This window comes from uncultured Ruegeria sp., assembly GCF_947489545.1.
GTDB lineage: Bacteria > Pseudomonadota > Alphaproteobacteria > Rhodobacterales > Rhodobacteraceae > Ruegeria.
In genome coordinates this window covers 39,903-62,179 of the sequence record NZ_CANLDZ010000009.1, presented here as the reverse complement: position 1 = coordinate 62,179, position 22,277 = coordinate 39,903, and the positions used below count along the sequence as shown (strand labels likewise).

General features: G+C 57.2%; 23 protein-coding genes. 13 read left to right on the top strand and 10 right to left on the bottom strand.

What is annotated here, in order from left to right:
• The first annotated feature begins 3 nt into the window (after positions 1–3).
• The 6 genes from Q1B13_RS13780 (at position 4) to Q1B13_RS13755 (ending at position 5,830) form a co-directional block, all read left to right on the top strand.
• Positions 4–990, top strand: a complete 987-nt coding sequence (locus tag Q1B13_RS13780; RefSeq protein ID WP_298935829.1) for a branched-chain amino acid ABC transporter permease — start codon at positions 4–6, stop codon at positions 988–990.
• A gap of 3 nt (positions 991–993) precedes the next feature.
• Positions 994–1,251, top strand: coding sequence for a hypothetical protein (locus Q1B13_RS13775; RefSeq protein ID WP_299081267.1), 258 nt, complete (start codon positions 994–996; stop codon positions 1,249–1,251).
• A 3-nt stretch (positions 1,252–1,254) separates the two neighbouring features.
• Complete coding sequence (locus Q1B13_RS13770) at positions 1,255–2,331, top strand: branched-chain amino acid ABC transporter permease (protein WP_299081271.1); 1,077 nt, start codon at positions 1,255–1,257, stop codon at positions 2,329–2,331.
• A gap of 74 nt (positions 2,332–2,405) precedes the next feature.
• Positions 2,406–3,689: an ABC transporter substrate-binding protein gene (locus Q1B13_RS13765; protein ID WP_299081274.1), complete on the top strand. Its 1,284-nt coding sequence runs from the start codon at positions 2,406–2,408 to the stop codon at positions 3,687–3,689.
• Between the two features lie 70 nt (positions 3,690–3,759).
• Positions 3,760–4,593 (top strand): ABC transporter ATP-binding protein, encoded by an 834-nt coding sequence (locus Q1B13_RS13760; RefSeq protein WP_298935824.1) that lies wholly within the window; start codon positions 3,760–3,762, stop codon positions 4,591–4,593.
• 19 nt (positions 4,594–4,612) lie between these two features.
• Positions 4,613–5,830, top strand: a complete 1,218-nt coding sequence (locus Q1B13_RS13755; protein WP_299081277.1) for a phenylacetate--CoA ligase family protein — start codon at positions 4,613–4,615, stop codon at positions 5,828–5,830.
• Here the strand turns inward: Q1B13_RS13755 and Q1B13_RS13750 are convergent.
• A complete protein-coding gene (locus Q1B13_RS13750) occupies positions 5,821–6,714 on the bottom strand; it encodes a LysR family transcriptional regulator (protein WP_299799835.1) in 894 nt (297 codons plus the stop codon). The two genes, Q1B13_RS13755 and Q1B13_RS13750, sit on opposite strands and share 10 nt — an antisense overlap.
• An 84-nt stretch (positions 6,715–6,798) precedes the next feature.
• Between Q1B13_RS13750 and Q1B13_RS13745 the strand changes: the two genes are divergently transcribed.
• From Q1B13_RS13745 to Q1B13_RS13735, 3 genes are all read left to right on the top strand, one after another.
• Positions 6,799–7,116: a YciI family protein gene (locus Q1B13_RS13745; protein ID WP_299081283.1), complete on the top strand. Its 318-nt coding sequence runs from the start codon at positions 6,799–6,801 to the stop codon at positions 7,114–7,116.
• Between the two features lie 80 nt (positions 7,117–7,196).
• Entirely contained in the window at positions 7,197–8,861 is a 1,665-nt protein-coding gene (locus Q1B13_RS13740; RefSeq protein ID WP_299081286.1) for an iron ABC transporter permease, read from the top strand.
• Between the two features lie 73 nt (positions 8,862–8,934).
• Positions 8,935–9,285 (top strand): DUF2794 domain-containing protein, encoded by a 351-nt coding sequence (locus Q1B13_RS13735; RefSeq protein ID WP_299081289.1) that lies wholly within the window; start codon positions 8,935–8,937, stop codon positions 9,283–9,285.
• On the opposite strand, the gene Q1B13_RS13730 is transcribed toward Q1B13_RS13735, so the two are convergent.
• The 3 genes from Q1B13_RS13730 to Q1B13_RS13720 all read right to left on the bottom strand — a co-directional run bounded on the left by Q1B13_RS13730 (position 9,282) and on the right by Q1B13_RS13720 (position 11,851).
• A complete protein-coding gene (locus Q1B13_RS13730; RefSeq protein ID WP_299081292.1) occupies positions 9,282–10,019 on the bottom strand; it encodes an NlpC/P60 family protein in 738 nt (245 codons plus the stop codon). The two genes, Q1B13_RS13735 and Q1B13_RS13730, sit on opposite strands and share 4 nt — an antisense overlap.
• Positions 10,016–11,398: a M17 family metallopeptidase gene (locus tag Q1B13_RS13725; protein ID WP_299081295.1), complete on the bottom strand. Its 1,383-nt coding sequence runs from the start codon at positions 11,396–11,398 to the stop codon at positions 10,016–10,018. Before Q1B13_RS13725 ends, Q1B13_RS13730 begins: the two co-directional genes overlap by 4 nt.
• 63 nt (positions 11,399–11,461) lie before the next feature.
• Positions 11,462–11,851, bottom strand: coding sequence for a hypothetical protein (locus Q1B13_RS13720; protein WP_299081299.1), 390 nt, complete (start codon positions 11,849–11,851; stop codon positions 11,462–11,464).
• Positions 11,852–11,995: 144 nt separating this feature from the next.
• Between Q1B13_RS13720 and Q1B13_RS13715 the strand changes: the two genes are divergently transcribed.
• Both Q1B13_RS13715 and Q1B13_RS13710 read left to right on the top strand, forming a co-directional pair.
• The gene (locus tag Q1B13_RS13715; protein ID WP_298935815.1) at positions 11,996–12,646 is read left to right on the top strand and encodes a carbonic anhydrase; all 651 of its coding nucleotides are present in this window, start codon (positions 11,996–11,998) and stop codon (positions 12,644–12,646) included.
• Positions 12,647–12,749: 103 nt separating this feature from the next.
• Entirely contained in the window at positions 12,750–13,286 is a 537-nt protein-coding gene (locus tag Q1B13_RS13710) for an SRPBCC family protein (RefSeq protein ID WP_299081302.1), read from the top strand.
• Positions 13,287–13,531: 245 nt separating this feature from the next.
• Here the strand turns inward: Q1B13_RS13710 and Q1B13_RS13705 are convergent, their stop codons facing one another.
• The 4 genes from Q1B13_RS13705 to Q1B13_RS13690 all read right to left on the bottom strand — a co-directional run bounded on the left by Q1B13_RS13705 (position 13,532) and on the right by Q1B13_RS13690 (position 17,568).
• Positions 13,532–13,948, bottom strand: a complete 417-nt coding sequence (locus tag Q1B13_RS13705; RefSeq protein ID WP_299081305.1) for a VOC family protein — start codon at positions 13,946–13,948, stop codon at positions 13,532–13,534.
• 241 nt (positions 13,949–14,189) lie between these two features.
• The gene (locus Q1B13_RS13700) at positions 14,190–15,212 is read right to left on the bottom strand and encodes an aspartate-semialdehyde dehydrogenase (protein ID WP_298935811.1); all 1,023 of its coding nucleotides are present in this window, start codon (positions 15,210–15,212) and stop codon (positions 14,190–14,192) included.
• Between the two features lie 113 nt (positions 15,213–15,325).
• Positions 15,326–16,363: a glycosyltransferase family 4 protein gene (locus tag Q1B13_RS13695; RefSeq protein WP_299081308.1), complete on the bottom strand. Its 1,038-nt coding sequence runs from the start codon at positions 16,361–16,363 to the stop codon at positions 15,326–15,328.
• A 32-nt stretch (positions 16,364–16,395) separates the two neighbouring features.
• Positions 16,396–17,568: an MFS transporter gene (locus Q1B13_RS13690; protein WP_299081310.1), complete on the bottom strand. Its 1,173-nt coding sequence runs from the start codon at positions 17,566–17,568 to the stop codon at positions 16,396–16,398.
• Positions 17,569–17,706: 138 nt separating this feature from the next.
• On the opposite strand from Q1B13_RS13690, the gene Q1B13_RS13685 reads away from it, so the two are divergent.
• Positions 17,707–18,849 (top strand): DUF3095 domain-containing protein, encoded by a 1,143-nt coding sequence (locus Q1B13_RS13685; protein WP_299081313.1) that lies wholly within the window; start codon positions 17,707–17,709, stop codon positions 18,847–18,849.
• Between the two features lie 4 nt (positions 18,850–18,853).
• On the opposite strand, the gene Q1B13_RS13680 is transcribed toward Q1B13_RS13685, so the two are convergent.
• Positions 18,854–19,624 carry an HpcH/HpaI aldolase/citrate lyase family protein gene (locus Q1B13_RS13680; protein ID WP_299081316.1) on the bottom strand — a complete coding sequence of 257 codons (771 nt, stop codon included), beginning with the start codon at positions 19,622–19,624 and terminating at the stop codon, positions 18,854–18,856.
• A gap of 16 nt (positions 19,625–19,640) precedes the next feature.
• Positions 19,641–21,065 carry a pyridoxal-dependent decarboxylase gene (locus Q1B13_RS13675; protein WP_299081319.1) on the bottom strand — a complete coding sequence of 475 codons (1,425 nt, stop codon included), beginning with the start codon at positions 21,063–21,065 and terminating at the stop codon, positions 19,641–19,643.
• Between the two features lie 158 nt (positions 21,066–21,223).
• Between Q1B13_RS13675 and hpaR the strand changes: the two genes are divergently transcribed.
• Complete coding sequence (gene hpaR, locus Q1B13_RS13670; protein WP_299081321.1) at positions 21,224–21,658, top strand: homoprotocatechuate degradation operon regulator HpaR; 435 nt, start codon at positions 21,224–21,226, stop codon at positions 21,656–21,658.
• Positions 21,659–22,277 lie beyond the last annotated feature (619 nt).

Here is a 22,277-nt window from a genome sequence, read left to right as displayed (position 1 = left end):
GGCATGCCTGAACAACTCGTGTTTGCGATGGAGGTCATCCTCAACGGGCTGATGGCCGGGGTGCTGTATGCTCTGGTCGCGCTGGGTTTTGTGCTGATCTACAAGGCTTCGGGGATTTTCAATTACGCCCAAGGGGTTATGGCCCTGTTTGCGGCGATGACGCTGGTTGGAATCATGAACGGTCAGGTGCCGTTTGCGCATCTGATCAACGCGACCTTTGGGACCCATATCCACTACTTCGGTTGGAACGTGCCGGCACTGGTGGCGATTCTTTTGACCATGGCCGTGATGGTGGTTCTGGCCTGGGCAGTGCAGCGATTTGTCATGCGCCATCTGGTCGGGCAGGAACCGATAATCCTGTTCATGGCGACGATCGGCCTGGCGTATTTCCTCGAAGGCGTGGCCGACCTGATGTGGGGGTCCGAGATTAAGACACTGGATGTCGGTCTGCCGCAAGGCATCAACCTGTGGCTGGACGAAGCGACGTTCAACATCTTTGGCTACGGCTTCTTCATCGACAATCTGGATATCGTGGCGACGGTGATTGCTGCGCTGCTGGTGGCCGCGCTGGTGATGTTCAGCCAGTATACCAAGCAGGGCCGGGCGATGCGCGCTGTGGCGGATGACCATCAGGCCGCGCTGTCAGTGGGTATCTCTCTGAACTTCATCTGGATCATGGTCTGGTCGGTTGCCGGTTTCGTCGCCTTGGTCGCGGGCATCATGTGGGGCACCAAGTCAGGCGTTCAGTTCTCGCTGTCGCTGATCGCGCTCAAGGCGCTGCCGGTTCTGATGTTGGGTGGTTTCACATCGATTCCAGGCGCGATTGTTGGCGGTTTGATCATCGGTGTGGGTGAGAAACTGTTCGAGTTTTCCATCGGCCCGCTGGTCGGCGGCGCGACCGAGAATTGGTTCGCCTATGTCCTGGCGCTGATCTTCCTTGTGTTCCGGCCTCAAGGTCTGTTCGGCGAGAAGATCATCGAGAGGGTGTAGGTCTTGACCAAGCTGATCGCCATCATAAACGTGATTGCTTGGGCGGGGTTTTGGGCTTTTGGGTACATCGCTCTGACCACGGATGATCTTAGCGACAGCCAGTTGGTGATTGCTGCGGTCCTGGCCTTTGCCGGGTTGGTGACGGGCGTCATGGCCTACATGAAACTGGTGCGCGTCACCGAGGCAAGCGGTTACGCCAAGGGGTCGAAACAGCTGGATGCCGCGACCCGGAACCGGACGCAGGAAGAATGGGGAAAGTAAGACATGTTCTATCGTGAGGCCGGAGATTTCAAAACCTCCTATACAGATGACAGCCAGACTTTCCCGATCAAGTTTGACCGGTATCGGTATTATGTCGTGCTGGCAGTGGCCTTTGGGATCATCCCGTTCATCATCAACGACTATTGGGTCAATGCGCTGTTGTTGCCGTTCCTGATTTACGCCATCGCGGCGATCGGGCTGAACATTCTGGTTGGGTATTGCGGGCAGGTCAGCCTTGGGACCGGCGGGTTCATGGCCGTGGGGGCTTATGCCTGCTACAAGCTGATGACGGCCTTTCCGGATGTCAGCATGTTTATCCATGTGCTGCTGGCCGGTGGGATAACGGCCGTCGTTGGCGTGCTGTTTGGTTTACCATCGTTGCGGATCAAAGGTTTTTACCTTGCCGTGGCCACACTGGCGGCGCAGTTCTTTCTGGTCTGGCTCTTTAACCGGGTGCCGTGGTTCTACAACTACTCGGCCTCGGGTCAGATCAACGCGCCCGAGCGGGATGTGTTTGGCATCATCATCACTGGCCCGAATGCGCCAGCCTGGGCGACTTATCTGTTCTGCCTGATTTTCCTCGCCTTATGTGCGGTCCTTGCACGCAACCTGACCCGCGGCACCACAGGGCGGACCTGGATGGCAATCCGCGACATGGATATCGCGGCCGAGATCATTGGGGTGAACCCGCTGAAGGCAAAACTCACCGCTTTTGCTGTCAGTTCGTTCTTTGTCGGGATTGCCGGTGCGCTGTTCTTCGCCGTTTACCTCGGCGCGGTCGAGGTGGGTGAGGTGTTTGGTATCCAGAAATCGTTCCTGGTGCTGTTCATGGTGATCATTGGCGGATTGGGCTCGATCTTTGGGTCCTTTGCCGGCGCGGCTTTCCTGGTGTTGCTGCCGGTGGTCCTGAAGGTTGTCGGTGTCGATGTTCTGGGCTGGCCCACCGATATCGTTGCGCATCTACAGCTGGTGATCGTCGGCGCCCTGATCGTTATGTTCCTGATCCTCGAGCCGCACGGGCTGGCGCAGCTGTGGCGCGTCGCGAAAGAGAAACTCAGACTCTGGCCGTTCCCCCACTAGCGGGGCAGGCCCAATCAAAAGACGGGCGGCAAGCCCGAAGACAACGTCGGATCAATCAAGGGAGGAGACACCCGATGAAGACTAAACTGGCAACCATGGCGCTGAGCGCCCTGATGGCCGCAGGACCCGCTGTTGCGGATCTTGTGATCCCCGATCTCAGCTATCGCACCGGGCCCTATGCGGCTGGCGGTATCCCGTTCTCGGATGGCTATAATGACTATTTCACCCTGCTGAACGAGCGCGACGGCGGTATCGGCGGTGTTCCGGTCCGTATGGTCGAATGCGAGACCGGCTATAACACCGAAAAAGGTGTGGAATGCTATGAGGCAACCAAAGGCGAAGGCGCGTTGGTCTATCAGCCGCTGTCGACAGGGATTACCTATCAGCTGATCCCCAAAGTGACCGCTGACGGAATCCCGCTGCACACGATGGGTTATGGTCGGACCTCGGCTAAGAACGGCGACGTGTTCAGCCACACGTTCAACTATCCGGCCAACTACTGGGACGGAGCCTCGGGTGCAGTGAATTATCTGCTTGAGGAAAACGGAGGGGATCTGAGCGGTAAGAAAATCGCGCTGGTTTACCACAACTCGGCCTACGGCAAGGAACCCATCCGCACGCTGGAAGAGCTGTCCAAGAAGCATGGATTTGAACTGGCAGCCCTGCCGGTCGACCATCCGGGTCAGGAACAGAAGTCCCAGTGGCTACAGATCCGCCGCGACAAGCCCGACTATGTTCTGATGTGGGGCTGGGGCGTAATGAACCAGGTTGCCGTACAGGAAGCCGCCAACATCCGTTTCCCGATGGAAAACTTCATCGGTATCTGGTGGTCAGGTTCGGAAAACGACGTGCTGCCCGCGGGCGAAGCCGCCAATGGCTACAAGGCGTTGACGTTCCACAATGTGGGCACGGATTTCCCGGTTTTTGACGATCTGCAAAAGCACGTGGTCGATGCTGGCAAAGCCGCTGGCGCGGGTGATCAGGTTGGCACGGTTCTGTACAACCGCGGTCTTTACGCTGCTGTTCTGGCCGCCGAAGCCATCAAGAAAGCGCAGGAAATTTCTGGCAACGCCGAAATTACTCCGGCAGACATGCGTGATGGTATGGAAGCGCTTGAGATGTCCGAGGCCAAGATGGCTGAGCTAGGCCTGCCTAACTTCGGTCCAACGTTCTCGGTCTCATGTGAAAACCACGGTGGTGACGCTCTGGTTGGTGTGACCCAATGGGATGCGGCGAACAAGACCTGGACGCTGATCTCGGACTTTAAAGCAACAGATGGTGACGTGATTGGTAGCCTGATCGATGAGGATTCCGCAGCTTATGCGGCGGAAAACAAGATCGAATCGCGCTGCAACTAAAGCGCCAAACCATACGGGGCGGCGGCTGACCGCCGCTCCGAACCCGACACACGCACGAGGATATGCGCTGATGCTGGATGCGGCACACACCACTGACGTGCAGGCGGAAACCCTGCTGGAAGTCAACAACATCGAGGTGATCTACAACCATGTGATCCTTGTGCTGAAAGGCGTCAGCCTGAATGTGCCCAAGGGCGGCATCACCGCGCTGCTGGGTGGCAATGGCGCGGGCAAGACAACGACGCTGAAGGCGGTGTCGAACCTGCTGCATTCCGAACGTGGCGAAGTCACCAAAGGCTCAATCAAATATCGCGGGACCAGTGTGCATGAAAGCGACCCGGCCGATCTGGTGGAAAAAGGCGTGATACAGGTGATGGAGGGCCGCCACTGTTTCGAACATCTGACAGTTGAAGAAAACCTGCTGACCGGCGCCTATACGCGCAAGGACGGTAAAGCTGCGATTCAGCAGGATCTGGAGCTGGTCTATACCTATTTCCCCCGCCTCAAGGAGCGTCGCCGATCTCAGGCGGGCTATACCTCGGGCGGTGAACAACAAATGGTGGCGATGGGCCGTGCGCTGATGTCGCGGCCGGAAACCATTCTGCTGGATGAACCCTCGATGGGTCTGGCGCCGCAGTTGGTCGAAGAGATTTTCGGCATCGTCAAAGATCTGAATGAAAAAGAGGGCGTGTCCTTCCTGCTGGCAGAGCAGAATACCAACGTCGCCCTTCGGTTTGCCCACTACGGATACATCCTGGAATCAGGGCGCGTTGTGATGGATGGCCCGGCTGCGGAGTTGCGCGAGAACCCGGATGTGAAGGAATTCTATCTTGGGGTGTCCGACGAAGGCCGTAAGAGTTTTCGCGACGTGCGGTCTTATCGCCGTCGCAAAAGATGGTTGTGAGGGAAAGGAGGATATGGCGATGACTTATTTCGATGCTCTCGAAACGCGCTCGGCAGACGAACGCGCCTCCGATCAGGCCGTAGCGCTGCGCGAGCAGCTTAAGCGCGTAACCTCGGCCCCGGCTTTTGCGGCGCATTTAGCGGATGCGGATATAAATGCCGTTGGATCCGCGGATGATCTGCCTGTCTTGCCTGTCTTGCGCAAGTCAGACCTAAGCCGCGCGCAGGCCGAACGGCCCCCTTTTGGCGGATTTACTGTGAAACCGGCGCAGCATTTCCACCACGTCTTTCAATCACCCGGGCCGATTTATGAGCCAGGCAGCACTGACCATGACTGGTGGCGGATGGGGCGTTTCTTGCACGCTTCGGGCGTGGGAGCAGCGGACATTGTCCAGAATTGCTTTGGGTATCATCTGACCCCTGCGGGCATGATCTTTGAAAGCGGCGCCCGTGCGGTTGGCGCGTCTGTTTTGCCAGCCGGAACCGGACAGACCGAGCTGCAGGTGACGGCCGCGCGCGACATTGGCTGCACGGCTTACGCGGGAACGCCAGATTACCTGAAGGTGATTTTGGATAAGGCTGATGACATGGGCGTGGCCCTGAACTTTTCCAAAGCTGCCGTTGGCGGTGGCGCACTGTTCCCATCCCTGCGTCAGGACTATGCTGATCGAGGAATCTCTTGCCTGCAATGTTACGCGACAGCCGATCTGGGCAACATCGCCTATGAAAGCGCCGCGATGGACGGGATGATCATTGATGAGCATGTGATCATCGAAGTCGTGACCCCCGGAACCGGAACCCCCGTGGTCCCGGGTGAGGTTGGCGAGGTTGTCGTGACTTCGCTCAACCCCGACTACCCGTTGATCCGGTTTGCAACCGGTGACTTGTCGGCGATGCTGCCCGGCCAATCACCGTGTGGACGCACCAATATGCGCATCAAGGGCTGGATGGGGCGTGCCGATCAGACCACCAAGATCAAGGGCATGTTCGTGCGCCCGGAACAGGTTGCCGCGTTGGTCAACAAGCATGATGAGATCGTCAAGGCCCGCGTCATTGCCGCCCGTCAGGGTGAGATGGATACGATGACGGTTCAGATTGAAAGCCCGTGCGAGAACGACCTAGCCTACGCCAAATCGGTGGCCGAAGTGCTGAAACTGAAAGGCGCGGTCGAGGTCGTGGCCCCAGGAAGCCTTCCCAAGGATGGGCTTGTGATCGAAGATCAGCGTGTCTACGAATAATCTTTAATCTGCACTGACGCGCCCCAGCTGATGTTTGACAACCAGTCCTTCACCGCCTGAATCGCTTTCAGATGGCTCTGATCCCTGTGTGACAGCAACCAGACAGGACGTCTTGGGGTGTCTGGAACGGGCAGGGTGCCTATTTGGCGCAAACGGGTATCGTTTTGGCAGGCGGCGATCGGTAATAGGCTCTGCCCCAGACCATTCGCGACGGCTTCGATGGCGGTATTCAGATCCGCCACGCGCAGGGTGGCCACGGAATGCTGGTCAGATTGCGCGCTCATCCATTTCGCCTGCTCCAGATAGGCATGTGCTGTATCGTACAGGACCCATTGCGGCGGTTCGTCCGGCGTTGTCGTGATGGGCGATCTGTAAAGGCCAAACTCCAACCATCCGATGCGCTGCGCAAGGGTATCAGCCCCCCCTGTTTTGGGTGGACCCAATCGCAACGCCAGATCCGCCTCTCGACGGGTGAGGCTTAGGTTTCTGCCTTCGGGCACCAGTTCTAGTGTTATGTCAGGATAGCATTGCTGAAATCCGCGAAACGCGGGCACCAATATCCGGTCAACGACAACAGGAACAGCCGTTACCCGAACAGTGCCAGTCAGGCGGCGTTGATCCATACCAGCCAGCTCTGCCATATGGCGGGTTTCCGTTTCCATATGCAAGGCATGGGCAACCAGCCTTTCAGCTAGCTCGGTAAGCCGTTGTTTTCCAACTGCATCTCGAAACAATAGTTGAGCCGAAAGGGCATGTTCCAACCTGCGAACCCGGCGCGCAACTGTTGTTTCATCTTGGCCCAGTTCTGCCGAAGCTGCGGCAAAGCTGCCCCGGCGGTTTAGCGCAATCAGATATCGAAGGTCGTCCCAGTTCATGTCCGGCATTTCTGCAGGTTAAGTCGGACAAGTTCCGCATTCAATCAGCATCTATGCGGGTTCAATGTGCCTACATCCAAACGGAGGAGACGCATGGCACATATTATCCTTTTCAAAGACAACCCCCACGCCGATCCCGACATTCGTCGCGACCACATGGCTGAACACCTGAACTTCTTAAAGGCGCATAAAGATAAAATCGCTGCCGCAGGGCCTCTGTTCGATGGCACTGGGGCTGGCGCTGGCGCTGGCGGCATCTGGCTGGTGGGTGACAGCGATCCGTCAGAGATCGATCAACTGATACACCAAGACCCGTTTTGGCCCACTGGTCTGCGTGCATCTTATGACATTCTGCACTGGAAGGTCGTTTTCGAGAACCTGTCATTGCTGCGCCCTCGTGACCTGGCCTGAGACGCTTTGGCGCTGGAAATTCCGACGAAATTGGTCGATTAAGGCAGGGCGCATGAGGCGCGCCAATACAAACAGGACGAATGGCCCAGATCGAATACTCACAAAACGGATCACGCAATCGCGGCGCACGGGGTACCCGGCTTTTGGCTGGGGGCTCTTATTGCGTGGCTGCTATTTGCCTGTTGCCGATGGTGGCTGTGGTTCTGGCGGCGTTGACCGGTGGAACAGACACGATCTCGCATCTGATGCAAACTGTGTTGCCTCGCTATACCGCGACCACGCTGATCCTTGTGACTTTGGTGGCGGCGGGCACCTTCTGTATCGGAACCGGTGCGGCTTGGCTGGTGACGATGACGCGTTTTCCTGGTGTTCGGTTTCTTGAAGTTGTTCTGATCCTGCCATTGGCCTTTCCAGCTTACGTTCTGGCGTATGCCTATACCTTTATTCTGGATCACCCCGGCATCGTTCAATCGACCCTGCGTGATATCACCGGATGGGGCCCACGCGACTATTGGTTCCCCGAGATCCGGTCGACCGAGGGCGCGGCTGTGATGCTGATCCTTGTGCTCTACCCCTATGTCTACCTGCTGGCCCGCGCTGCGTTCCTGCAGCAAAGCGCCACAGCGTTTTTGGCGGCGCGAGCGCTGGGCAACAACCCGTGGCTGGCGTTCAAGCGCATCTCACTACCCATGGCGCGTCCGGCGATTGCGGGGGGTGTGCTGTTGGCGGTGATGGAAACCATCGCTGATTTCGGCACAGTGTCTTATTTCGGTGTTCAGACCTTTGCCACCGGGATCTATACCAGTTGGTTTTCAATGGCGGATCGCGCCGCGGCGGCGCAGCTAGCGCTGGGGCTGCTGGCATTTGCACTAATCATGGCCGTTACTGAGCGCAGCCAGCGCGGCAAGGCAAAATACTATCATGCAGGTAAACAACACGTGGCGCAGCCGGCGGTTCAACTGACGGGTTGGCGTGCGGTTGGGGCGTTTGCGCTCTGTGCCATTCCGGTTTTGTTCGGGTTTCTTCTGCCGGTGATTGTGTTGGTCGAAATGGGTCTGCATTCGGAACAGAACCTGTTGTCGCAACGCTATCTGGGCTTCATCCGGAACTCTTTGATTTTGGCAGGTACCGCAGCCGTCGTTACGGTTTCTGCGGCCATCTGCATCGGGTTTTTTCAACGCCTCAGACCAGGGCGTGTATCTTCGGCGGCCGCCTATATTGCACGCCTCGGCTATGCCGTGCCCGGCGGAGTTATTGCCGTGGGCCTGATCGTTCCCTTTGCCGGATTCGACAATGCGCTGGATGCCTGGATGCGCGGCACGTTTGATGTGTCGACCGGATTGCTGGTTACCGGATCGATCTGGCTGTTGGTCGCGGCCTATATGGTGCGCTTTCTCGCGGCCGCACTCAGCGCCTATGAAGGCGGCCAAAGTACCGTTCACGCGAATATGGATGCGGCGGCGCGATCATTGGGGCAATCGCCGCTGGGCACTTTGCGCCGCGTGCATTTACCCATTCTCACCCCTTCGCTGCTAACGGCCCTGCTGATCGTATTTGTTGATGTGATGAAAGAGCTGCCCGCGACGCTGATCATGCGCCCGTTCAACTTTGATACGCTCGCGGTACAGGCCTACCGACTGGCGTCTGATGAGCGCTTGGAAGGCGCTGCGGTGCCGTCACTGGTCATTCTGGCAGTCGGGCTGCTGCCTGTGATTCTGATTTGTCGCCAGGTTGGTCGCCGGTAACACCTTCAATCGAATTGGTGCGGCCTCGCCTATCGGGCTTGATTCAATCGCATTTTCCGGCAAGGCTGCGGGTATGAATATGCAGCCTCCCAGCCGGTTCTCTGCAAACCCGGCGCAGATGCCGGTGGCCTTTGACCGGCGAGAGATGTCTCAGATTCTATCGGTATATGGCCGCATGGTCGCCGCCGGAGAATGGCGGGACTATGGTATTTCAAACCTGCGTGACATGGCGATTTTCTCGATCTTCCGGCGCACTGCGGAACATCCGATTTACCGGGTCGAGAAAGATCCGCGCCTGCGATCCAAACAAGGGATGTATTCAGTTGTTGGGATGGATGGTCGCATCCTGAAACGCGGGCATGATCTGCGGACCGTTCTGCGGGTGTTAGAGCGTAAACTGATCCGGTCTGTCAGTACGGACTAAAGCCGTTTATGCGCGGTCACCGGACCGTCGCCTTGTGCCTGAATTCTGGCAATGGCCTGATCCATCGGTTCAAACGCGACCGCCATATGATGGGCGTTGGCGTGTACCAACATGTTGGGTCCGGACACCCAGGCCACATGTCCTTTCCAGAACAACAGATCACCGCGTTTGGCGGGTGTGTCATCTGGTACCGATGCGCCCAATACACGTTCCTGTTCACCGCTATCACCGGGGCAGGCGATGCCGCAGGCCAGCAAACCAACCTGCACCAGCCCGGAACAATCCAACCCGAACCGGCTGTTGCCTCCCCACAGGTAAGGCGTGCCAAGAAACAGCTCGGCAACAGCGACGGGATCGGTTGCTTTTTCCGTGATCGGCGCGCAGTGAACCGACGGAATAAACCCCAACTCAGTTTCCAGAAATCCGTTCTGTTCCGACAACATCTTTACTTTGCTGCCGTAACTCAGGGAGGTCAGATCGCGGCTTTTCATATCAGCCCGCTCGTAAGCATGCGTCGCGGGTACGGTGATACGATGGGACTCTGACAGCGTTGACCCCAGATGTTCTGAGGCAACCCAGCCGGTATATGAGTCTTTGTCCGACGTGACCCGGCTCCAGCCGCTTATGCGCTCGGCTACCTTTACTGTATCGCCATACAGCAACTGACGATCACGTGGACCGTCTGGCGTTCGCTGCAGGTCCACGACCGGTTGTATGATGCGCCGAGCGGTCACAAGCCTAAGATCCCGGGCAATGCCGTCAGTATTGCGCGCGGGCCTTGACCCAGCCCGCCTTTGCTGCGCCCGGGCGCTTTGCTGGGTTGCCACGCGTAGATGTCGAAATGCATATAGCGGCTGTCTCCGGCAAATCGGCGCAAAAACAGCGCCGCGGTGATCGAGCCAGCAAACCCGCCCGACGGAGCATTGTCCAGATCGGCAATCCCGGGCTCGATCATCGCCTCGTAAGGATCGTGAAACGGCATCCGCCAGACCGGATCGGCAGCCGGTTTGGCGGCCTGGGACAACGCCCCTGCGACCGCGTCATCATCTGTGTAGAACGGTGCCAGATCGGGGCCGACCGCGACACGCGCTGCGCCTGTCAGGGTCGCCATCGAGATCACCAGATCGGGTTGCCTTTCATCAGCCAGGGTCAGCGCATCGGCCAACACCAGCCGCCCTTCAGCATCGGTGTTGTTGATTTCGACCGTTAGGCCCTTGCGAGAGGTCAGAATATCCCCCGGCCGGAATGCATCACCCGCCACCGAGTTTTCGACGGCGGGGATCAGTACCCGCAATTGCAAAGGCAGCTCTAGCGCCATGATTATGCGAGCCAGACCCAGCACGTTGGCGGCACCGCCCATGTCCTTTTTCATCAAGCCCATCGACACACCGGGTTTCAGGTTCAAACCACCCGTGTCGAAACACACACCTTTGCCCACTAGCGTCAACTTCGGTCCGCTGGCACCCCAGCACATGTCGATCAGGCGTGGTGCCTGAGTCGCCGAACGCCCCACCGCATGGATCATCGGGAAATTCTGGTCCAACAGCGCTTGGCCACGGATCACATTACAGGTTGCACCAAACTCGTCCGCCAGGGCCTCGACCGCCACTTGCAATTGATCCGGACCCATATCCGATGCAGGCGTATTGATCAGATCACGCGTCAAAGCTTCAGCGTTGGCGAGTGTTTCGATCCGTCTGGCATCAATGCCGTCCGGGGCAACCAAACCCGCTGTGCTGGCGGATTGGGTGGCATAGCGATCAAAGGCGTAACCGGTCATCAGCCATCCAAGGCACTCTGTTTCCAACTGATCCTCGGATACACCGGACGCAATGTGATAGGTACCTTCTGGCAGGGCTTCGGCCGCCGCGGCCAGGGGAAAGCGTTTGCGCGCTCGCTTTGCCTCGGACCCATATCCGGCCAGGGCCATTTCGGCTGCACCATCTGCACCCGGCACAAGTAGAGCCTGGCCCATCGCGCCGGTAAATCCGTTTGCTGCAATCCATGATTGCACCAACTCCGGCTGGTTCTGCAGCCAGCCCTCCAGATCAGGCTGCGCAATCACGTGCAGCGGCATCGAAAGGTCAGTAGGCGGGACAAAGGACAGGGTCATGGGCGTCTCGGTTGGTTCAATCCGCGCCCAGACTAGTCACCCCTGATCCGCCTGCAACCCCCGTCAGACGGAAAGGTCTTGCTGATCCCAGATGGCTGTCAGCGACCGTTCGCCCACCCGGATCAACCGGCCCAGCGTCGCGCCTGCAGCGACCGCATCCCCTGCATCAACCGAACGGGCCACGTCGCCTGCAACCCGGGCCAGCGCCATCATGCCGATCTGTTCTGAAATTGCGACCAGCGATTTGGCGCATTTGCGCAGCCCGGCCCAGTCACGGCGTCGCCAGAAGCGTTCGCAATTCGATAGCCGAACCGCAAGTTCTTCGATAGTGCGGCACAGCACGTCCAATGCGTTCTTGTCGCCCAGTTGCCGGTACAGACCGCTCAGCCGATCCGGATCGACGCGTACGGATTCCTTGTGTTCAAGTGTGATAATCTTATCCACCACATTCACCCCAGTTTCTACGCCCCCACGGCGCGGGTTCGATATTGGCGATAACTTCCTTTGCAAAACCTTGCAGTGAAGCCGGATAATGGCTCGAATTTTCGTTGAATTCGGTTTAGAGCATCCGGCAGCGACAAAAACAGGGACACTGCAATGGACTTTGCCAAACCTCTGCCGACCTATCTGGTCAAACGGTACCATGGCTGGAAGGCCACCACATATTCCGAAAATCAGGTCTGGTATCGGCGTCTGGCGGATGAAGGACAACGTCCCCGCGCAATGGTGGTCTCTTGTTGTGACAGCCGGGTGCATGTCACCTCGATCTTTGGCGCAGATCAGGGCGAGTTTTTCATTCACCGCAACATTGCCAATCTGGTCCCGCCTTACGCGCCGGATGGCGATCACCACGGGACCAGTGCGGCAATCGAATACGCGGTGACCGCGCTGAAAGTCGCGCATCTTATCGTTCTGGGCCATTCCCAATGCGGTGGTGTCCAAGGCTGTATCGACATGTGCAAGGGCCAGGCGCCACAGCTGGAAGCCAAGGAAAGCTTTGTTGGCCGCTGGATGGATATCCTGAAGCCGAAATACGATTTGGTCGCTGATGTAGAAGACGGCGTCGAACAAGCCAGGCAGCTTGAACGCCAGGCTGTCGTCGCTTCGCTGGAAAACCTGATGACCTTTCCGTTTGTATCTTCTGCTGTCGAAGATGGTGCGCTCAGCCTGCACGGGCTCTGGACCGATATCGGTGAGGGCGGGTTGCAATGCTACGATCCGCTGCACAAGAAATTTGTCACGGTCTGATTAGGCGCAAACATGCCCGAGCTCGAGTGACGCGGATCAGACCTCTGATTTCGCGTCATTTTTTGGTATGATTGCAGGAACTGCACTAGAATCGGATCATATCATGAGATTGATTAAGCGACTTCTCATCACCCTGCTTGTTATTGTTCTGGTCTTGGTTGGGGTGTCTTATCTGCTACCGGGCAAGGCCGAGGTTTCGCGCAGCATCACCATCGATGCACCGCCCGAAGTGATCTTTCCCTACGTGAACTCGATGCAAGAGACGGAGAAGTGGTCACCCTGGCTGTCACGCGATCCAGAAACCAAGCTGTCTTATAGCGGACCGGATGCCGGGGTCGGCAATATTCTGAACTGGAGTTCGGATCATCCCCAGGTTGGCACGGGATCACAAGAGATCATGGAAAGCATAGAGAACCAGCGAGTAAAAACCGCACTGGATTTCGGCCCGATGGGGGCGGCCGAGGCGTCGTTCGTTTTGCAGCCTGAAGGATCCGAGACGCAGGTAACCTGGGGCTTCGAATCCGATCTGGGCCTGAACCCGATGTCACGCTGGATGGGGCTGATGATGGATAAATGGGTTGGCGGCGATTATGAGCGTGGGCTGGATAATCTGAAGGTGTTGGTCGAAGGGCAGGGGTGACCGGACGCGGTTTTCTAAGAAGTATGGGATGTCTTTGCGTAAGCCCATTTTGCCGTTCCTCTGCACCGCTATAAACGGCTTCTGTCCCGGGATAGAAAAACCTTCAACCACTGCAGTGCTTTCAAGCAAGGATTATGGTGGCGCAAAACAAGAGAGTTAGGTCGCACAACGCGAACGAACCTTTGCTGCGTGGCCCGAATGTCTGGCATTTGACCTTCGCGCTTTCGCCGCCCAGTTAACCTGCGTTAATCGTCTCGTCCGGGTTCGTTCGGGTCGCTGGAGAACAGTGCGATCTTGTTACCTTGAGGGTCGCGAAGGTAGCCAACATAAAAGTTAGGCCCATACAAGGCGCGGAAGCCCGGCTGTCCCTCGTCGGAACCACCTGCGGCAAGGGCGGCGGAATGAAGGTCACGAACCTGCTCTTGACTGCGCGCCTCGAACGCGACCATCGCCCCGTTCCCGGCCGAGGCCGGACGGCCATCGAAGGTTGGTTTGACGTAGAATTCAGGCGGCGCGACGGACTGACCCGATTCAACGGGCAGCGCATAGCTTAGGCCCTCAGTACCCTCCTCCAGCTCGTAATTAAGGGCTGGCAGGAACGCAGAGTAAAACAGTTTCGCGCGAGCGATGTCATCAGCACCGACGGTGATGTACGCAATCATGCCGCCTGCTCCTTTCCGCAACTTTGGTCATTGGAATGAGATTTCTGCACAACCGTAAGCCAGCAGGCAAATCGGTTCAATAATCATGACACGATACGGAACATGACCGGCTAATTGGGCGAATTGCGGCGTAAGCTTACGTTGCCCGTCCTGCATCGTAGACGCATCGCTACCGTGAAAAAATCCCGCTGGCAGCGCAGCGGGATTTTGAGGGATCAGATATTTCGTGCCTGACTTTCGATCAGCCTTTTTTCAGAACCTCACGGCCCAGCAGTTCGGCGATTTGTACTGCGTTTAGCGCCGCGCCCTTACGTAGGTTGTCCGAAACGCACCATAGGTTCAGGCCGTTTTCGACGGTCGAATCCTGCCGGATACGGCTGATGAACGTGGCGAAATCGCCGACGCATTCGATGGGTGAGACATAGCCGCCAGCCTCACGCTTATCGATCACCATGATGCCCGGTGCCTCGCGCAGGATGTCGCGGGCTTCATCTTCATCCAGAAACTCTTCGAATTCGATGTTTACCGCTTCGGAATGGCCGACAAAAACCGGGACGCGGACACAAGTTGCAGTGACCTTAATCGACGGATCGACGATCTTTTTGGTCTCAACGACCATCTTCCATTCTTCCTTGGTCGTGCCGTCTTCCATGAAAACGTCGATCTGCGGAATGACGTTGAAAGCAATTTGCTTCTGGAACTTGTTAGGCTCTACCTCGGTCGTCGGGTTGTAAACCGCTTTGGTTTGATCCCACAGCTCGTCCATACCGTCTTTGCCGGCACCTGACACGGATTGATAGGTCGAGACGACAACGCGTTTGATCTTGGCACGGTCATGCAAAGGTTTCAGCGCCACCACCATCTGCGCGGTCGAGCAGTTGGGATTGGCGATGATGTTCTTCTTGGCGTAATCATGGATCGCCTGCGGGTTACACTCTGGCACAATCAGCGGGATGTCCGGATCATAGCGATAGAGCGACGAGTTATCGATCACCACGCAACCCGCTGCTGCGGCTTTTGGGGCATAGTCTTTGGTCGCAGCAGATCCGACCGCAAACAGCGCGATATCCCATCCGTTGAAATCGAATGTATCCAGGTCCTGTGTCGTGAGTGTCTTATCGCCAAAGCTGACCTCTGTACCCAGCGAACGGCGGCTTGCCAACACGGCAAGTTCGTCCACGGGGAACTGGCGCTCAGCCAGGATGTTCAGCATTTCGCGGCCCACGTTACCCGTGGCGCCGACGATGACGACGCGATAGCCCATTTCTAGTCTCCTGAATAAAGGACGCGCGTTCATAGCCGCGATGCAGAAAAGAAAAAAGGGCTTTCGGGGCCGAATTCGATGTTTGACGTCGAATTGATACGGTTGGGTTCGTTTTAGTCCGCGCTTAGCAGTGATCGATAGACGCGAACGATGGCTTCCGCTTCGCCTTCGATTCTAAATTTCTGCTCAACCCGCGCCCTTGCGGCTTGGCCGGCTGCAGTCAACTTTACCGGATCGTCCAGCATTGACCTGAGCGCCAAGGCCAATTCCGGCGCGTTGTCTTTCTCGACCAAACACCCGGTGACGCCGTCTTCGATCTGCGCACTAAAGGCGCCTACGCCGTGGCAGGCAATTGCAGGAACACCAGAGGCCATAGCTTCAAGCGGGGTCAGTCCAAACCCTTCGTGACGGGCCGGGGCAACAAAGATATCCAGCGCTCTGTATGTTTCAACAATCTCTTCCCAAGGGCGTTCGCCCAGAAACCGAACGCGATCCGCAAGGCCGGCGTCTTTCAGCTTTAGTACCTGTTCTTGCTGAAAGGCTTCGAATTCTTTGGTCGCACGGCCGGTGAAAACGATACTGGCCTCGGGGAAGGATGGCAGCACGTCGATCGCCGCGTCGACCAAAAGGTCGACACCCTTTTGTGGCCGGATGCGCCCAAAGCAGCCAATCAAAACCTCATCGGGCAGGCCAAGCTTTTGCCGTAACGCCGGCTTGTCATCGGCTGGGTGAAACAGTTCTGTGTTCACGCCATGCATGATGACCGTTGACGGGTGTTTCAGGAACGACGCTGCCTGTGGTGTCGTGGCAATCAGCGCGTCCATTTTTGAGATCAGCCATTTTGTGAACCCGGAATGATCCCGTTGCGCGGCGGATGTGAACAGAAGTTTCAGGTTTCGCCGCAAGACCGTTCTTAGGAACAGACCCATCAGCATTTCGGTGTTGCGCCGCGCGTGCCAGACCCGCGTTGTGCGGTTCGATAGGAATGGAACTTTGAACAGCCGAATATGCGGCAAATCTTCCGGCAGACCGGGGCCTGTTGCCACAATCCCAATCATCTTTTTTTGGATGGGAAGTAGACGAATGACGGTTGTGGTCACCCCTGAAAGGCTGTGCTTCAGGTTGGGTGCAATGACCTCTATTTCCTGCACAGCACGCTCCTTTCTGAATGATCCTGTCATATTCAGTCCACGCTGTCCCGGCTGAATAGATAGATCACACAACCGATGGCAAGGGTAACAGCAAAAAAGCCAAAAATAGCCGTGTAGGGTGCGGTTGATCCCGTCTCGACGGTGGCAGCATGAATGCGCCCGGTGACGAATTGCGCGATGCCCACGCCTCCGATGCCAAAGAGGTTCAACAAAGTGACCCCGCGCCCCACCAGATGCGGCGGCACAAAGGCGCGACCATGGGCCATGATCACCGGAAAGCTTGCCCCCAAAAACCCGATGACGGCCAGCAGCAGAACCGAAATCCAAATGCCACTGTCAATCCACAGGCACAGCAGGCCCAAAGCCGCAGCGCCCAGCGCATTGCCTGCGAACACCACCCGTTTTCGTGTGCCAAACACCCGGTCGAGCGGCCCATAGACAAACGTTCCTGCAATCATTGCCGCCCCCATCACCAATGTCGCTGTTCCGATCTGGGTGGTGCCGAGCCCAAACACATCGCTCAGATACGGTCCTGCCCACAACCCGCGCAACGCGGCAGACGGAGCGTAAGCGACCAGCATCAGCGGCAGGATCAGCCAAAGGGCGGGCTCTTTCAGCAGATCCAGCAGCGATCCCTTGTGGTCTGTCTCAACCTTGGCGGGGTCGTGTACGCTCAGCCAGATACCGGCGGCGATGGCGGCGGACACCCCGGCTAGCCCAGCCATTGTTGCGCGCCAGCCCATCAGTTCGACCGCCAAAGCTGTTGGATAAGACGCCACCAGATTACCCACCGATCCAACGCCCAGCATTACGGCTGCCAGCGTGGCGAACCTTGCGGGGGGGTATTCGCGCGCGAAGATATAGTAAGACGCCATCAGAACCGGAGAGCACCCGATGCCGATCAATCCCATGGCAATGCTGATATGCAGCGGCGATGTGGCAACGGCGAATACACCCGCGCCACCTGCACCGCCAGCCAATAGCAAAGCCGCGGCTGTCAAACGCGGGCCGACGCGGTCCAACGCCAAGCCCACCGGAATCTGCATCGCCGCGAAGACCAGAAACCAAAGGCCCGAGGCAAATGCCAGATCTTCTGGCGTGGCACCGATATCGTGTTCCAGATCCAGGCTGAGAACCGCCAGAAAAGCGCGAAAGAACTGGCTGAGGACGTAGGCCAGACACAAAATCACCAAACCTGCCTGCATGAACGGCCCCTTCCCAAGGTTCTGAAGGAATGCTTGGCACGCCATGGCAAAACGCACAAGCACGTGTACAATGTTGCAGAGGGCGGACAGCGATCACATTCGAACTATCCTTTGCTCACACCCGAACCTGAGGGGACAATGAAAGACCTTCATTCCGCGTTTTATGAAAACCTGCCTCTGCTGCGTGACTTCACTCGATTGGCGGACCCGGCGCAGTTTACCCCGGTACCTGATGATTGGGTGCTGGGTGTAGCAGATATTGTTGATTCCACAGGGGAAATTGAACGAGGCCGATACAAGACGGTGAACATGGTCGGGGCGGCGGTGATCTCGGCCATGATCAACGCGATGGACGGCAAGCTGTTTCCTTACGTCTTTGGTGGTGATGGTGCAGGCTTTGCCATTCCGCCCAGCGCCGCTGAAACCGCGCGTATCACTCTGGCGTCCTTGCGGCGCTGGGCGGAGGAAGAGTTTTCGATGCCCCTGCGCGCCGCGTTGGTTTCTGTGGCCGAGATAAGGCAAACGGGCAAAGATCTGCGTGTGGCGCGCTATGCGCCATCGACGGGTGTGGATTATGCCATGTTTTCCGGCGGAGGCCTGGCCTGGGCCGATGCGCAGATGAAAGCAGGGAGTCATGAGGTTCCTCCGGCCGATCCAGGAGCAGCGCCCGACCTGACGGGGTTGTCTTGCCGATGGTCCAACAGCCCGGCACAACATGGCCGGATCGTCTCGGTTGTTGTGCAACCCACACCGGCCGCCACCGAAAGCGATTTTTCCGATCTGGTTAAATCTGTGTTGTCCGCATCTGAGGGGCTGGAGCGTGGCGGCCATCCGGTCCCCGTCAACGGCCCGCCGATCACTTGGCCGCCTCCGGGTGTGGACATTGATGCACATGTGTCCCGCAAAGGTCGGAACATGTTTGTGCAAAAAACACTTCTATTGATGCAAAATCTGCTGATCGGACTGCTGTTCAAAACAGGAAAACGATTGGGGCAGTTCGAACCGGAGCATTACAAGCGCATGGTCAGCAGCAATGCTGATTTTCGAAAATTCGATGACGGGTTGAAGATGACCTTGGATTGCGACCAGGGTACACGCGCGCAGATCGAACATCTGCTGGAAGAGGCGCGCGGGCGTGGCAAAATCCGGTATGGCCTGCACGCACAAGACGAAGCAATGATGACCTGCTTTGTCCCGGCGGCTACGCGCGATGATCATGTGCATTTCGTCGACGGTGCCTCGGGCGGCTACGCGCAGGCCGCTGCGACGATGCGCGCCTGACGCGCTATTTTGCTTTCCACTCTCTTGCTAATGCCCTTGATGCCTGTGTCAGCAGCATGACGTCGATCCCTACTGCCAGAAACTGCGCGCCCATTTCGAGATAGGTTTGCGTTGCTTCTTCATTGGTGCCCAGAATGCCGGGTGCCTTACCTGCGGCTTTAGTCCTGGACAGAGCGTCGGCAATCACTTCGCGCACTTCGGGGGCTTTGCTGTTGCCCTGAAATCCCATGTCCGTGGACAGGTCGGCGGGCCCGATAAAAACACCGTCAACACCGTCAACCTGCAGGATCTCGTCCAGCGCCGCCATTCCAGCGCGGTTTTCGACCTGAACCAATAGACAGATTTCCTGATCCGCCGTTTGGATATAATCACTTGTGGTCCCATACGTCGTCGCCCGCGACGCTGATGCGCCGACCCCACGCACCCCCTCTGGCGGATAGCGACAGGCGCGCACCAATTCTCGCGCCTGTTCGGCGCTTTCCACAATGGGCACCAGAATGGTCTGCGCGCCCGCATCCAGAACCATTTTTATCAACCAGGTTTCACCCACCGGTATTCGCACCACCGGATGCGACGCGCTGTTGGCCAGCGCCATCAGCTGATCCCGAATTGATCGAATGTCATTCGGCGCATGCTCACCATCAATCACCAACCAATCGAAACCTGCGGTTCCCATGATTTCGGCAGTGATGGGCTCGGCGAAACTCATCCAGCAGCCGATTTGCCGTTTTCCCTGTGTCAGAGCCTGTTTGAACGTGTTTGTCGGGGCAGCCATTGAGTGTTCTCCAGTCTTAGTCTGTCAGGGATCGGGCGATTTCTGTGATGACATCAAACGCCATCTTTACGTCCTCTTCGGTGGTTTCGAACTGTCCCGCCTGAAAGCGAATGACAAACGTGCCATCCACCCGTGTTTGCGTCAGGTAAATACGCCCGTCGTCATTGATGGCGTTCACCAGGCGTAAGTTCAGGTCCTCCAAGTTGTACAAATCGGCGTTTTCGGTCGGTACAAAACGAAAGGTCCACAGGGACCACATCGGAGGGGTAACTATTTCGAAATCCGGTTCGGCGGCCAGCCGGTCATGCAGATCCTTGGACCAGTTGACGTGATTTCGTAGCCTATCCCGCAGACCTTCAAGACCATAGGCACGGATCACGAACCAAAGCTTCAGTGCACGGAAGCGACGACCCAGCGCAACAGTCCACTCTGAGTAATTGATGATCCCGTCCTTGCCGTGTGTTTTCAGGTATTCGGGGCTGATAGCCAGTGTTTGTACCAGATCATCGGGGTTTTTAAGGAAATGCGCGCAGCAATCGAACTGTACGCCCAGCCACTTATGCGGATTGAAGACGATGCTGTCCGCCTGATCAATGCCCGGCCAATAATGCCGATATTCAGGGCAGATCATCGCAGATCCCGCCCATGCCGCATCCACATGCGTATACAGCCCGTGTTTTTGCGCAATCTCCAGGCAGCGGTCCACCGGGTCAGTCGCTCCTGTCCCGGTTCCGCCAACGCATAGAATGACACCTGCAGGGAGAAAACCAGAGTCTAAATCGGATTGAATTGCCTTGTCCAAGGCTTCCGGATCCATACCCCGCCAATCCCCTTTGATTGGAACGCGTACAAGGTTGTCCTGACCAATCCCGGCCACCCAAATGGCCCGGTCAATCGATGTGTGGACCTCGGATGAACAGTAGACCCGCAGCGGTTTCTTCCCGAACAGACCTTGCTGATTGCCCTGCCAATCCAGCGCCTTTTCACGCATTGTCAGCACGGCGGCCAATGTGGCTGATGAGGCTGAATCCTGAATGACCCCGGCAAACCCTTCTGGCAAATCCAGCGCCTGACGCAGCCAGTCCATCATCCGCGTTTCCATTTCCGTTGCAGCGGGCGAGGTCTGCCACAACATGCATTGTGGCGCGATTGCGCTGGTCAGGAACTCGGCCAAGACTGACGGGGCCGAGGCGTTTGCGTTGAAATAGGCAAAGAACCGGGGGTGCTGCCAATGGGTGATCCCCGGCATCACAATTTTCTCAAAGTCCTGAAAGATGTCTTCCATGGGCTGCGCTTGTTCTGGCGGTGCAGCAGGCAAAGCATTGAGAACGTCACCCGGTTCGGTTCGCGCCCGTACCGGTTTGTCGCCGACATTCTGATGATAGTCCTGCGTCCAGCCCGCGACTTTCTTGCCCCATTCGGCGAACTCATCCCACTTCATTCCGATCCTCCCGTGCGGCACCAGACGGGCGGGCCCGGGGTGCGTAAGTCTTCGAGATCAGTGATAGGTATTCAACAGGCAAGGTCAATTCCGTTTCCTAAGACTCTCAATTCTGGTGGATTGCTTGCGAACCTACTGGATTTCGGCCAAGATTCCGTATGACTGACGAACTTCCACTTACCTCTCGATCTTTGCCGATTGCTCTGCTGAGAGCACGGGAAAAGGTCATGGGTCCCATTCGCACATTGCTGGGCGATGCAGGTGTCACCGAACAGCAATGGCGCGTCTTGCGCGTTCTCAACGAAGAGGGACCGCAGGAACCAACCCACATCGCCGAGAGGGCCTGCCTACTGCTGCCCAGCCTGACGCGCATTCTGCAAAACCTTGAGCAAAAAGACTTGATCGCCCGGCGCAACCATCCGGTGGACCGGCGCCGCCAGATTGTCGAGATCAGCAAGGGCGGTGTGGAAGTTATTCACGCAAACCTTGCCGGCAGCGTTGCACAGGCCGAGCGCATTCGAACTCAACTGGGCCCCGAAAAGTATGAATTGCTGCTGGATCTTTTGACTGAGTTGAAAGATCTGGAGACCTGACCATCGGGTCCTTGAACCCCTGATTTTGGCACCCCGCCGGAGAAGGTAGGGGGAACTCTCCGGCGGGGAGGCCAGACCCAGACTGGATTAAAATCCAGGTCCTCACTTCGAAGCAATTGCAGAACCGAAAATACGGTTCACCGAACGGCCCGAAGGATCCAGGGGGATGGACCTTGTGCCTATGCGCTCCGAAGCGGTCGTAGCCTAATGCCGACTTCTGGTGGTGCCAGCAATAGGTGTCTTCGAGTCAGGGTCGTAGTGCTGTTTTGCCCTGGTAATTTTCCAAGGCGGTTGGTGTTACCGGGATATTGTGCGCAATAGGCACAATATGTCTTCAATCACTTCAATGAACGTTGGCATCTGCAATTCATGCGCAAGCCAAGCTGCAGTACCCAGAAATTCCGAACGGTTTGGACACTCTTCTTTTTTCTACCTCATGTGTCCCGCGAACCAGCTTCCGAATCCGATTGGGCATATCGGTTGGTCGCGCCTATAAAGGCGCAACGAACTGCCGCTGGGAACGGTCGCTGAGATGTGGAAGAAAATTGAGCAAATTCATGCCGAAACAATCTAAGGGTGTTGGCAGAAACTGGCGTGTTCCAATCACTTGCCAGTGCAA

Excerpts from the sequence above, each read along its gene's own strand:
- Q1B13_RS13780 (WP_298935829.1), top strand. The coding sequence starts at position 4 with ATGCCTGAACAACTCGTGTTTGCGATGGAGGTCATCCTCAACGGGCTG.
- Q1B13_RS13770 (WP_299081271.1), top strand. The coding sequence starts at position 1,255 with ATGTTCTATCGTGAGGCCGGAGATTTCAAAACCTCCTATACAGATGAC.
- Q1B13_RS13765 (WP_299081274.1), top strand. The coding sequence starts at position 2,406 with ATGAAGACTAAACTGGCAACCATGGCGCTGAGCGCCCTGATGGCCGCA.
- Q1B13_RS13760 (WP_298935824.1), top strand. The coding sequence starts at position 3,760 with ATGCTGGATGCGGCACACACCACTGACGTGCAGGCGGAAACCCTGCTG.
- Q1B13_RS13755 (WP_299081277.1), top strand. The coding sequence starts at position 4,613 with ATGACTTATTTCGATGCTCTCGAAACGCGCTCGGCAGACGAACGCGCC.
- Q1B13_RS13750 (WP_299799835.1), bottom strand. The coding sequence starts at position 6,714 with ATGCCGGACATGAACTGGGACGACCTTCGATATCTGATTGCGCTAAAC.
- Q1B13_RS13745 (WP_299081283.1), top strand. The coding sequence starts at position 6,799 with ATGGCACATATTATCCTTTTCAAAGACAACCCCCACGCCGATCCCGAC.
- Q1B13_RS13740 (WP_299081286.1), top strand. The coding sequence starts at position 7,197 with ATGGCCCAGATCGAATACTCACAAAACGGATCACGCAATCGCGGCGCA.
- Q1B13_RS13735 (WP_299081289.1), top strand. The coding sequence starts at position 8,935 with ATGAATATGCAGCCTCCCAGCCGGTTCTCTGCAAACCCGGCGCAGATG.
- Q1B13_RS13725 (WP_299081295.1), bottom strand. The coding sequence starts at position 11,398 with ATGACCCTGTCCTTTGTCCCGCCTACTGACCTTTCGATGCCGCTGCAC.
- Q1B13_RS13715 (WP_298935815.1), top strand. The coding sequence starts at position 11,996 with ATGGACTTTGCCAAACCTCTGCCGACCTATCTGGTCAAACGGTACCAT.
- Q1B13_RS13710 (WP_299081302.1), top strand. The coding sequence starts at position 12,750 with ATGAGATTGATTAAGCGACTTCTCATCACCCTGCTTGTTATTGTTCTG.
- Q1B13_RS13705 (WP_299081305.1), bottom strand. The coding sequence starts at position 13,948 with ATGATTGCGTACATCACCGTCGGTGCTGATGACATCGCTCGCGCGAAA.
- Q1B13_RS13700 (WP_298935811.1), bottom strand. The coding sequence starts at position 15,212 with ATGGGCTATCGCGTCGTCATCGTCGGCGCCACGGGTAACGTGGGCCGC.
- Q1B13_RS13690 (WP_299081310.1), bottom strand. The coding sequence starts at position 17,568 with ATGCAGGCAGGTTTGGTGATTTTGTGTCTGGCCTACGTCCTCAGCCAG.
- Q1B13_RS13685 (WP_299081313.1), top strand. The coding sequence starts at position 17,707 with ATGAAAGACCTTCATTCCGCGTTTTATGAAAACCTGCCTCTGCTGCGT.
- Q1B13_RS13680 (WP_299081316.1), bottom strand. The coding sequence starts at position 19,624 with ATGGCTGCCCCGACAAACACGTTCAAACAGGCTCTGACACAGGGAAAA.
- Q1B13_RS13675 (WP_299081319.1), bottom strand. The coding sequence starts at position 21,065 with ATGAAGTGGGATGAGTTCGCCGAATGGGGCAAGAAAGTCGCGGGCTGG.
- hpaR (WP_299081321.1), top strand. The coding sequence starts at position 21,224 with ATGACTGACGAACTTCCACTTACCTCTCGATCTTTGCCGATTGCTCTG.